Source organism: Saprospiraceae bacterium (assembly GCA_026129545.1).
Taxonomy (GTDB): Bacteria; Bacteroidota; Bacteroidia; order Chitinophagales; family Saprospiraceae; genus M3007.
In genome coordinates, this window is record JAHCHX010000001.1 from 106,893 (window position 1) to 118,567 (window position 11,675).

Consider the following 11,675-nt stretch of genomic DNA (forward strand, 5'->3'; position numbering starts at 1 on the left):
AGCAGAAGAAGTGATTCCAGCTTCACGCGAATATTTTTCGCATTAGTTCAATCCCGCAATATCTTTGTTGGCGGTTCAGTCTCCCCGCTGATTGCCGACGCTGTGGCGCAATATTGCGTAAGTTCCTTGTCAAAATGCAACCATGAAACAACTGGTACTTTGCTCCCTCCTGCTGTTAGGTCTTGCCAATCTGGTAACGGCCCAGATTGCCATCACCAATTCGGTTTTTCCTTCAGTGGGCGACACGCTTCACCATGCTTTTGGCAACCAGCCCGGAGCTATCAATCAGATTTTCACGCCGCCCGGCGGCGGCCAACAGTGGGAACTTACCAACCTGCAGCCAACCCAATTGTGGAATCAGGTCATGAAAAGCCCGCAATTGGGCACGGCTTCCGGCTCCTTCCCTGCGGCATCTATCCTGTATAATCCGGCAAACTCCAGTTCGGAAGTTTATTTGCAGGTTACCAGTAATCAGGTCAATGACCTGGGTTATTATGGCTTAGACGAGCTGGGTTTGGGCTTGACTTTATTGTTTAAAAAGGTGCCGGCACTGGAACAATCCTGGGCGCCAGTCAACTTCTTTGACATCCACCAAAGTACTTCGAATGTTTTAACTGCTTTCGATGCGCCGCTCGCGCCGCCCATTTTGCTGAACCTGGTACCGACGGCAGATTCTTTCCGTATCCGGTTTACGTATCAGCGGATCGGTGTCATCGATGCGTATGGCACACTGGCAATCCCCGGCGGCACTTTTGATGTGCTGCGGAAAAAGCAGACCGAATACAAGTCAACCGCTGTGGATGTGAAGGTGGCACCTTTGGGATGGATAGATATATCCACTATCGGCGGCCAACAATTACTCCCCTTGGGGACGGATACCATAACGACCTTTCATTTTCTGAACAACGTGTCCAAGGAAGCTATTGCTATATGCACACTCAATACTGCACAAAACACGGTGACGGGCGTTCAGTACAAAGCCTTGCCTCCCCCCGTCGCCACTTTTGCACCATCCTTGAATGAATCGCTTTTGGCCTATCCCAATCCGGTTCAAAATACGCTGTATGTGCGTTTCACAAACGACGACGCAGGGGCAACTTTTCAATTACGGCTAATAAACGCGCAAGGATGTCTGATACTTGAGCAAACAGTGGAGGCTAGCACAGCCATAAATGATATTTCTATTCCAGTCGCTAACCTGACGCCTGGCATCTATGAACTGATTCTACTGCGCGATGGGGTACCCGTTGGCCGGGCCAGGGTGGTTAAGAACTGAAGTTTCCTCGCTTAGCCGTTGATGTTGGCGCAGACGCTGACATCGGCGGGAGGGAGTTGGTGAAGAAATTGGCGCTGTGAGTTTTTTACACTTGGTACCTCACGCGAGTACACCGGGCGAAAACACCTCGGCGCGGCGGGGGAAGACCAAGCGAGGCGGAAACCCGCTGCGTCCCTGCCTATAGATACTGCCAGTAAGTACTGAACGACATATTCAGGAAGTCCGCCGCTTTTTCCCGGCTGCCCATAGGGTTGAAAAAGGATAGCGCCCGGTAGCCTCTCCGTCTATTGGCGACTCCGCAATTCAAGGGCTATTGACCGGGTGCGGCACTCAATGGTTCGTGAAGAATCTAATCAGTCAAAAGACTTTGAAATCAGCAAGTTGCATTTTTTAAAATCTTCAGAATTTATTTTTGGTAGGGTTGGGTTGTTGCCCAACCCTACCAAAAATGCCGAAATCATAGTGAGCAGTTAAAAATTCTTGTAAAAACTTAGTCAGCCTTCAAGCGCAGAGGACTCGGTTGACAGGCTTATAGGTTTTTGACAGGATTTACAGGATTTACAGGTTCAATGAGGCGGCTTCGCTGCGAAAAATCCTGTAAATCTTGTAAATCCTGTCAAAAATTGAATGTCCGCTGTCCTGCCTAAGTTTTTACAAATTCTTCACGAACCATTGGCACTAATATTAACTTTTTTCATTTTTCCCCAAATTTTTCCCCATCAATTGAACTTGGTCTTACTTTTGCAGCGATAATTTACCTGTTGGAAGGTAACCATGCTCCTTGTGGCAGATAAAATCGCTTCTTTCTTATATTTCGCGCTGTCAGGTTTTGAGCGTAGATAAAAACGCAATCTGTTCAAAATCAGGGAGTTCAATCATGCTTATCTGACAAATCTTAGCGAATCAAGGTATAATTTCCGCTATCATCCCTTTTTCATAATCTTGGCCGAAAAACATCCCTACTGCTGATTTCCGCAAAATTCGATGCGGGAACGGGTTATGCTATATGCGTGTATCTGTAAGTCAATCAAACGAACACTCAACCAATTTTTATGAATAAACTTGTACGTCCGCTTGCTGTCTTTTTGTTGCTGTTCGTGGTATGCTTCTACGTCCCTTTGATAGCGCAAAACCCCATCGTCACCGAAAACGCACTGTCTGGCAATCCCCCCTCCGAATGGGAACTTCCCAGCCCCAATGCAGGCGACCTCTCCATTCAGGGATTCGCCGACGGCTTGAGCGTCAATAAGGGCGAAACCGTTCGCTTCAAAATAGATGTGACGGGCGCTGCCACCGACTACACCATTAAAATCTACCGCCTCGGTTACTACGGCGGCGACGGCGCCCGCCTCGTGGCCGACCTCGGCACCTTCACCGGCGTGGCCCAGCCCGCACCCGCCACCGACCCCGTCACTGGCCTGGTGGATTGCGGCACTTGGGCCGAATCGGCCAATTGGGCTGTACCCTCTGGCGCAGTGTCGGGCATCTACATTGCCAAACTGACCCGGCTCGACAACAACGGCGCGAGCCACATTGCCTTCATCGTGCGCGATGACGAGGGCAACGCCGATTTGTTGTTCAAAACGATGGATGCCACTTGGCAGGCCTACAATGGCTATGGAGGCAACAGCTTCTATACTGGCAGCGTGCCGGGATTCCCCAATGGTCATGCAGCAAAAATTAGCTACAACCGCCCTTTTTTGACGCGCGGCGGCGGCGGCGGCAGCAGCTCGTCGGAAGATTGGTTGTTCAACGCGGAGTATCCGATGATTCGTTTTCTGGAACGCAATGGCTACCACGTCAGTTACACCACCGACCTTGACATGGAGCGCGACCCCGACCCCATTGACACTGACCACAAGGTCATTTTGTCAGTCGGCCACGACGAGTATTGGTCGGCAGCCGAGCGCACGAAATTTGAAAACGCCCGCAACGCCGGGGTACACTTGGCTTTTTTTAGCGGTAATGAAGTGTATTGGAAAACGCGCTGGGAGAACAGCATTGACGGCAACAACGACCCCGTGCGCACCCTTGTTTGCTATAAAGAAGGAACATTGGGAGAAAATGTCTGCGGAAACAAATGTGACCCGGAAGTAAATATCTGGACCGGACTGTGGCGCGACGGCTGTGCGTTCTCGCCTCCTGCGGATGGCTGCAATCCCGAAAATGCCCTCACTGGCCAAATAAGTTGGGATGGCACCACAGGCCCCATTAGGGTGCCAGATGCTTTCAAGGATTTGCGTTTTTGGCGCAACACGCCCAACGTCTCCACGCTCGGCAACGGGCAAACTTGGACGATGCCCGATGGCACCCTCGGTTATGAATGGAACTGGGAACAGGCGGCCTACGAATCGAGCAACCCGCGCGGACGCATCCTCATGTCGAGCACACTGCAAAATGGACATACCCACAAATTGTCGCTCTATCGCCATTCCAGCGGCGCGTATGTGTTTGGTGCCGGCACCGTGCAATGGTCTTGGGGACTCGACGAGGTGCACGACCGGGGCAACGAACCCACCAGCCCCGATATGCAGCAGGCTACTATCAATCTGTTTGCGGATATGGGCGTTCAGCCCGCCACGTTGATGGCGGGCTTGGTGGCTGCCACTGCTTCTACCGATGTTGACCCGCCCAGTGCTGTCATCACGACACCATTGGACGGGGAGATTTTCCCCAACAACTCCAATGTCACGATTTCCGGCACAGCCTCCGACGCAGGGGGTGGGGTAGTGGCAGGTGTGGAAGTCTCGGTGGACGGCGGCACCACTTGGCAGGTCGCCACCGGCACCACCAACTGGACATACGCTTGGGTGCCGACGGTGGAGGCGACCTACGTCATCAAAAGCCGCGCATTCGACGACACTGGCAACATGGAAACACCCGATACGCCGCCCGCTGCCAATGCCATCACGGTGGAGATCAGCGGTGCCTTGCCTTGTCCTTGCTCCTTGTTTTTGCCGAGCAATACGCCTGCTATTCCGTTAGAAAACGACAACAATGGCGGCATCGTAAATGGCATGAGATTCCGCGCTGCTGAGGATGGCTTCATCACGGGGGTGCGTTTTTACAAAGGCGCAGGCAATACTGGCAATCATGTCGGCCAACTCTGGACTAACAACGGCTCCCTGTTGGCTACCGTTGATTTTGAAAACGAAACCGCTTCTGGTTGGCAAGAACAGGCTTTTGCAAACCCGCAAGCCATCGTCGCCAATACCACTTATGTCATCTCTGTATTCAATGACAACGGCAATTATGCCGTCACAGACCCCTACTTCACAAGTGCCGTCGTGAATGGCCCCTTGCGCGGCCTTGCCGACGGTGAGGACGGACCCAACGGCGTGTACCTTTATACCAACACGCCCGCATTCCCCACTCAGACTTTCAATGCCAGCAACTATTGGGTGGACGTGGTGTTTGAAACCAATGTCGGCCCGGACGAGACACCGCCGACCGTCAGTTCCACCGTGCCCGGTGCAGGAGCCTCCGGGGTGAACATCAACGCCAACGTGAGCGCGACCTTTAACGAGGCTATTGACCCGGCTACGGTGAACTCAAACACGGTCGAACTGCTCGACCCCTCGAACATGAGCGTGCCAGCCACCATTTCCTACAACGTCGGCACACGGACCGCTATCATTGACCCCATTTCCGCATTAGAATACAGCACGACCTACACGGCGAGAATAGTCGGTGGCGGCACTGACCCGCGCATCAAGGATTTGGCGGGCAATGCTTTGGCAGCCGATTATACTTGGACATTCACCACCTCCGCCCCACCGCCACCGCCGCCCTCCGAAGGGCCGGGCGGGCCGATTTTGGTGGTCAGTTCGGCGGCCAACCCATTCAGCCGCTATCCGGTCGAGTTTTTGCGCACAGAGGGTTTCAACGAATTTTTTGCGGCGGACATCTCCGAAGTGGACGCGACGATGTTGAACGGTTATGATGTCGTGATTTTGGGTGAAATGGCATTGTCGGGCACGCAAGTCACGTTGTTCAGCAACTGGGTGGACGCGGGCGGCACATTTATCGCCTTCCGTCCCGATGCACAATTGTCCACGCTGCTTGGCATCACGTCCGCCGGCGGCACCCTTTCGGAAGGTTATTTATTGGTGAATACTGCCTCCGGCCCCGGTGTGGGCATCGTGGGGCAAACGATTCAATTTCACGGTACCGCCGACCAATACAACCTCAACGGCGCGACGAGTTTGGCCACGCTTTATTCAAATGCCAACACGGCCACTTCATTCCCCGCGGCGACGCTGCGCGAAGTAGGCGCCAACGGAGGCAAGGCGGTTGCGTTCACCTACGACCTTGCCCGCTCTGTGGTGCTGACCCGCCAAGGCAATCCCGCTTGGGCAGGACAAAACCGCGAGACGACCGACGGTGTGATTCGTTCCAATGACCTTTTCTTCGGAAATGCCGCTGGCGACCCGCAACCTGATTGGGTGAATCTCGACAAGGTTGCCATTCCGCAAGCCGACGAGCAGTTGCGCTTGCTGTCGAACATCATCATTCAAGGCAATTTGCACCGCAAACCCCTGCCGCGCTTTTGGTTTTTGCCAAGTGGTTTCAAAGCTGCCGTGGTGATGACCGGCGACGACCACGGGGTGGGTCTCACCAGTTCGTTTTTCAACGACTTCCTCGCGGCGAGCAGCGGTAACACACCTGCTGATGTGGCAAACTGGACGGCCGTGCGCGGCTCTTCCTACATTTATCCCAACACGCCCTTACCGGGTGCCGACACTTACCAAAGTCAGGGTTTTGAAGTCAGTGTGCACGTCAGTACTGGCTGCGCCAACTGGACACCCGCCACGTTGCCCAACTTTTTTGCCAACGACTTGACGGCCTTCGCGAATAATTTCCCCAACATCAACCCGCCCGCCACCCACCGCACGCACTGCATCGCGTGGAGCGATTTTGTCAGCAAGGCACTCGTGCAGGTTGCCAACGGCATCCGGCTCGACGTGAACTACTACTACTGGCCGGGCAGCTGGGTGCAAGACCGCGCAGGTATGTTCACGGGTTCCGGTCTGCCGATGCGTTTTGCGGACGAGGATGGCAATTTGATTGACTGCTACCAAGTGGCGACGCAATTCACCGACGAATCGGGCCAAAATTTCCCCTCGCACCATCAGCAGGTGATAGACAAGGCGGTTGGCTCGGAAGGATATTATGGGGTGTTTTGTGCCAATTTTCACACCGACCGCGAATCTTCCCGCGCTTTGGCGGCTGGCCTCATATCCCATGCTCAAGCCAACAACGTGCCTGTGGTGTCGGCCAAACAAATGCTCGACTGGCTTGATGGGCGCAATGGCTCGTCGTTCGGCGCCATCACATGGAATGTCAACGAATTGAGTTTCGACATCGCTGTGGGTGCCAATGCGAACAACCTGCGCGGCATGGTGCCGGTGGTTTCAGCCGTTGGCACCTTGCTCGGCATCACGCGCAACGGCGGTGCGGTCTCCTACACGACGGAGGTCATCAAAGGCATCGAATACGCCTTTTTCCCGGCGGATGCGGGTGCGTACATTGCCACTTACGGCGTGGATGTCACTCCTCCTGAGATTACCAGCGTGACTGCTACACCCAATGCCAATGGCACGGAAGCGACTGTGACTTGGAACACCAACGAATCGGCCAATTCGCTGGTGCAATACGGCACCAATCCCAACAACCTGAACATGAGCGGCTCCAATGCTGCGCCAACCCTTTCGCACAGCATTCTGCTCACGGGACTGACCCCCGGTACGCTCTACTATTACCGCGTCACTTCAGAGGACGGAGTGGGCAACAGCGCGACCGAACCGGAGCCGCCTGCCGCGCCGCTGAGTTTCGTCACCCCGCTTGGCCCCTGCGCGGTGGACGGCACTTTCGCGCAATTCAGCCTCGGCACGCCAGATGCCAACACCTTGGTGGTGCCAGACGGCGACGGGGCGGTCATACTCAATCCCGCCGTGAATGAGGAATTCGACGGTGTGGCAACGCCCGCTGGTTGGACGGATGGCGCTTGGGGTGGTGGTGGCACCGTCGTCGTGGGCGGCGGCACGGTGACCGTCAATGGCGCGCATTTAGCCACCAATGCGACCTACGGGCCGGGTACTTCCATCGAATTTGAGGCAACTTTTCTGGCCGGGCCGTTCCAAAACGTAGGCTTTTCAACAGATTTTGACTTTAATTCACCGTGGGTCACTATTGGCACGGGTTCTGGCGGCGATGGCGTGTACGCCCGCCGGGATGGCGCTGCCGATGTTTCGCTTGGCGCTGGTTTGCTTGGTTCCACCCACCGCTACAAAATCGTGTGGACGGCTACCAATTTTGAATTTTATGTGGATGGCGCAAACACGCCTGCTGCGACGATTGCCTACACCGTCGGCACAAACATGGTGGCTCAAATCAGTGATTTTCCTGTGGGTGGACAGGCTTTGGCTGTCAACCGGATTCGTATTTCTCCCTATCCGGCAGCGGGTTCGTTCACTTCGCAAGTCCACGACGCGGGGGAACAACGCAACTGGGAACAAGCCTCATGGACGGAAAAATTGCCCACTGGCACAGTTTTGCAAATTTTCCAACGCCAAGGCGACACCCCCACGCCCGACGGCACTTGGACGGCTTTTTCGGCCATTCCTTCCAACGGTGCCAACATCGGCGGCACCTCGCGTTACATTCAGTATCGCGCTGATTTGTCCACATCCAATGCGGCACATACGCCTGTTTTAGAGGGGATTGTGTTCGCCTGTTCGCCTGTTACGGGGATTCCTCAACACATTCGCGTCAAAGGCAACGGGGTGGAAATTGCCAATCGTGCCCTGACCGTCAGCCTCGCTGACCATACCGATTTTGGTAGCGCCAACGTGAGTGGCAGCACTATCAGCCGCACCTTCACCATCGAAAATGTGCCCAACGCCCTATCGCTCAATCTGACTGGTGTGCCATTGGTGACCATTGCCGACCGCAATGCTTTGGATTTCACCGTGACGGCGCAACCCTCGACACCCATCGCGGGGGGAGGCAGCACGACCTTTACCATAGAGTTCGACCCCAGCGCGCAAGGGCTGCGCTCGGCGATTGTAATTATTACGCACGACGATTTTCCCGGTAATCCCTTTGTGTTCACCATCAATGGCACGGGGACGGGGCTGTGAAAAGATTGATAGGGCTTGCCCGGCCAAGCGAAGCGGACGGACAAGCCCTCATCAGCCTCAACATACCTATCACAAACAAATTGAAATACTATGTCCACCTCCACACCAATCAGACAACAAGGGCGTAATGTTTTGGCAACATTATCCTTCTCCCTCATCCTTTTGTGCGCCATTCAAATCACGGCACAGAGGCAATATGCCGTGGCGAACAATGACGTTTGGAAAAACGCTCCGGCTTTGTACCCGGCCAATTATTTCCAGTTTTTGTCAAAAGGCGAACCGTACTCGGCTGCCCCGGCAAAAGCCCCTGCTTTGCTGTCCGTTTGCGCGGAAGATGACAGCGATGCCGATTTTAACCTCGGCACCCCGGATGCCAACACTTTGGTGGTGTTGCAAGGTGGTGGCGCGGTCATTTTGAACCCGACGCTGAACGAGGAATTTTCCGGGAGCAGCATCCCGGCAGGCTGGACGGAGGGCTTGTTCAACCCCGGCAGCACCACCGTCAGCGGCGGCCAAGTGACCGTGAACGGGACACATATTTATTCAAATGGCAGCTATGGCCCCGGCACCTCCATCGAATTTGTGGCGACTTACAATTCGGCGGCATTTCAAAATGTGGGTTTTTCTGATGACCAACCTTTTAACACAAATCCGTGGGTCACGATTGGGCAAGGGGCAAGCCCCGACGGGAATCTGTATGCCCGCGCATCCAACGGTAGCAATGTCAACCTCGGCGCGTTATTAGGCGCACCGCACCTGTTCAAAATAAAACGGAACGCCACCAATTTTGAATTTTTCGTGGATGGCAGTGCTACCCCCAACGCGACCATTACCCTGACGGTAGGAACCAATATGTACCTGCAAATCAGCGACGTACAAAACTTTGACGGCACCCTTTCGGTGGATTGGCTTCGCGCCACACCCTACGCCACTTCGGGCAGTTTTACCTCCCAAGTATTCGACCAAGGGGCGCCCAACGGCTGGGGCGCCATCAACTGGACAACGACGGAACCCACCGGAACTTCCATAGACGTGTTCGTGCGGACGGGCAACACTCCCACGCCCGACGGCTCTTGGACGGCCTTCCTGCCCACGACCAACGGCGGCACTGTGGGCGGCGGTGCCCAATACCTCCAATACCGGGTGGATTTGGCCACCACAGATGCGGTGTATTCTCCCCTTTTGGATGCGCTCACGGTCGAGTGCGGCTCGGGGCCAGATGTCACGCCCCCCGTCATCACGAGCGTGACGGCAGTGTCTGCTCCCGACGGCCTTTCGGCTACCGTGACATGGACGACCAACGAACCAGCCAATTCGCTGGTGGAATACGGCACCAGTCCCGGCACCCTCAACGACAGCGAATCGGATGGCGCATTCGTCACCTCGCACAGCATCGTGCTGACCGGGCTGACCCCCGGCACGACCTATCATTACCGTGTCACTTCGGAAGATGTGTCCACCAACTCAGCCACCGAGCCGGAGCCACCCGCCGCACCTTTGAGTTTTTCGACCTCTGTCCCCCCGTGTTTTGTGGACGAAACCGCTGCCGACTTCGAGCAGGGCAGTTTTTCCGACGCTTATTTGACTTTGTACTACGATGGCATCATGTTGCGGCCAACGGCAGCGGCAGAGTTCGACGTGCTGCCGCCGAGCAGCGAATGGGAAAGTTTCCCGTGGACGGGCGGCACGTCCAACGTGTCGGGGGGCGTGTTGAGCGTGGATGGTGCGCGTTACAATTCCCAACCCGAAGCGCTCACGTTCGCTCCCGGTGCGACGTTGGAGTTTGTCGCCACCTTTGGCGCAGCCGGTTTTCAGCACGTCGGTTTTGGCGGCGGCACCGATGCGACCGGGTCGGGCGGCATTTACAATGGCGAATCGGACTGGGCGATGTTCAGCACGTTTTCTTCGACGACCAACCTCTATGCCCGCACCAAAAACGGCCCAACAGAAGTGAATTTCGACTTGGGTAGCAGTCTCATTGGGGCCTCGCACCTATACCGAATCGAATGGAACGCCAGCAGCGTGGACTTCTATGTGGATGGTGCGTTGGCACATTCGGAGGCGACCGCGATAGGCGGCACCATGCGACCTGCCATCAGCGACTATAACAATGGCGGCCCCGTGCTGCAAGTGGATTGGCTTCATGCGACTCCTTATCTGACTCCCGGCACCTTCGAGTCACGGGTGTACGACGCGGGTGAGCAAAAAAACTGGGCGGAAGCCACTTGGACGGCCACCGTCCCTGCCGGCGCCACTCTGCAAATCGCACAACGCCAAGGCGATACCCCCACGCCCGACGGCTCTTGGACTTCTTTCACCAACATACCTTCGAGCGGCTCCACGGTGGGCGGCACTTCGCGCTACATCCAGTACCGCGCCGAGCTCTCCACCACCGACCCAGCAGAGACACCCTTGCTGCAAGACATACAGTTCGCCTGTTCGTCGGCAGCCGCTGTGCCGCCCGACATCACCGTGAAAGGCAACGGCGTGTCCATCGCCAATCGCACGCTCAGTGTCAGCCTCGCCGACCACACCGATTTTGGCAGCGTCAACGTGAGCAGCGGCACGGTGAGCCGCACTTTCACCATCGAAAATATCCTGAACGGCGAGCCATTGGTGCTTGACGGTGTGCCGCTCGTGACCATCGCCGACCGCGATGCTTCCGATTTTACGGTGACCACCCAACCCGGTACCCCCATTTTGGGTGGCGGCGGCACATCGTTCACCATCGAGTTCGACCCCAGCGCACCGGGGCTGCGCTCGGCCATCGTGATTATTACGCACAACGACTTGCCCGAAAACCCCTTCGTGTTCACCATCAATGGCACGGGGACTGGGCTTTGACATATCGTAAACGCTACGTTTGTCATCCTGTAAGGAACCGTCCGCTCTACGAAGGGGAAGTCCATAGTGCGGGCAGTTCCTTTCAGGATGAAAAAAAAATTGAGTTTAGCCCTTCTGCTATGGCAGGGATGCCGACAACGGCAAGATTGGCACAGGGGGCAGGACTTTTAAAACTCCTCCCGCGCAGCAGAAAACATTTAATATACAAAAACGGCTAATTGTCAACGCTTTTGGCTTTATGTTTGTCCCAACTTTTTAACACAAGTATTTTAATCCATAATCTCATGAGGAAGTTGGCATCTGAACGATGCGCGTGTCCGGCCTGAGCTATATCTTTTACTTACCCGGCCTTATTTTCCTCACACATAGAATGCTTATCCCCGATTCCCGATTGGCGTGTGTTGTCAAACGCC

3 protein-coding genes are annotated in these 11,675 nt (G+C 55.4%); all 3 read left to right on the top strand.

The features are described 5' to 3' along the window. The first annotated feature begins 142 nt into the window (after window positions 1-142). The 3 genes from KIS77_00350 (at window position 143) to KIS77_00360 (ending at window position 11,262) form a co-directional block, all read left to right on the top strand. Entirely contained in the window at window positions 143-1,276 is a 1,134-nt protein-coding gene (locus KIS77_00350) for a T9SS type A sorting domain-containing protein (protein MCW5920769.1), read from the top strand. Window positions 1,277-2,328: 1,052 nt separating this feature from the next. Next, on the top strand, window positions 2,329-8,418 hold the full coding sequence (locus KIS77_00355; GenBank protein MCW5920770.1) for a DUF4082 domain-containing protein: 6,090 nt from the start codon (window positions 2,329-2,331) through the stop codon (window positions 8,416-8,418). Window positions 8,419-8,550: 132 nt separating this feature from the next. Beyond that, a complete protein-coding gene (locus tag KIS77_00360; protein MCW5920771.1) occupies window positions 8,551-11,262 on the top strand; it encodes a choice-of-anchor D domain-containing protein in 2,712 nt (903 codons plus the stop codon). The last annotated feature ends 413 nt before the right edge of the window (window positions 11,263-11,675 follow it).

What these genes read in the sequence shown, in the direction of transcription:
- KIS77_00355 (MCW5920770.1), top strand. Translation starts at nt 2,329, where the DNA reads ATGAATAAACTTGTACGTCCGCTTGCTGTCTTTTTGTTGCTGTTCGTG.
- KIS77_00350 (MCW5920769.1), top strand. Translation starts at nt 143, where the DNA reads ATGAAACAACTGGTACTTTGCTCCCTCCTGCTGTTAGGTCTTGCCAAT.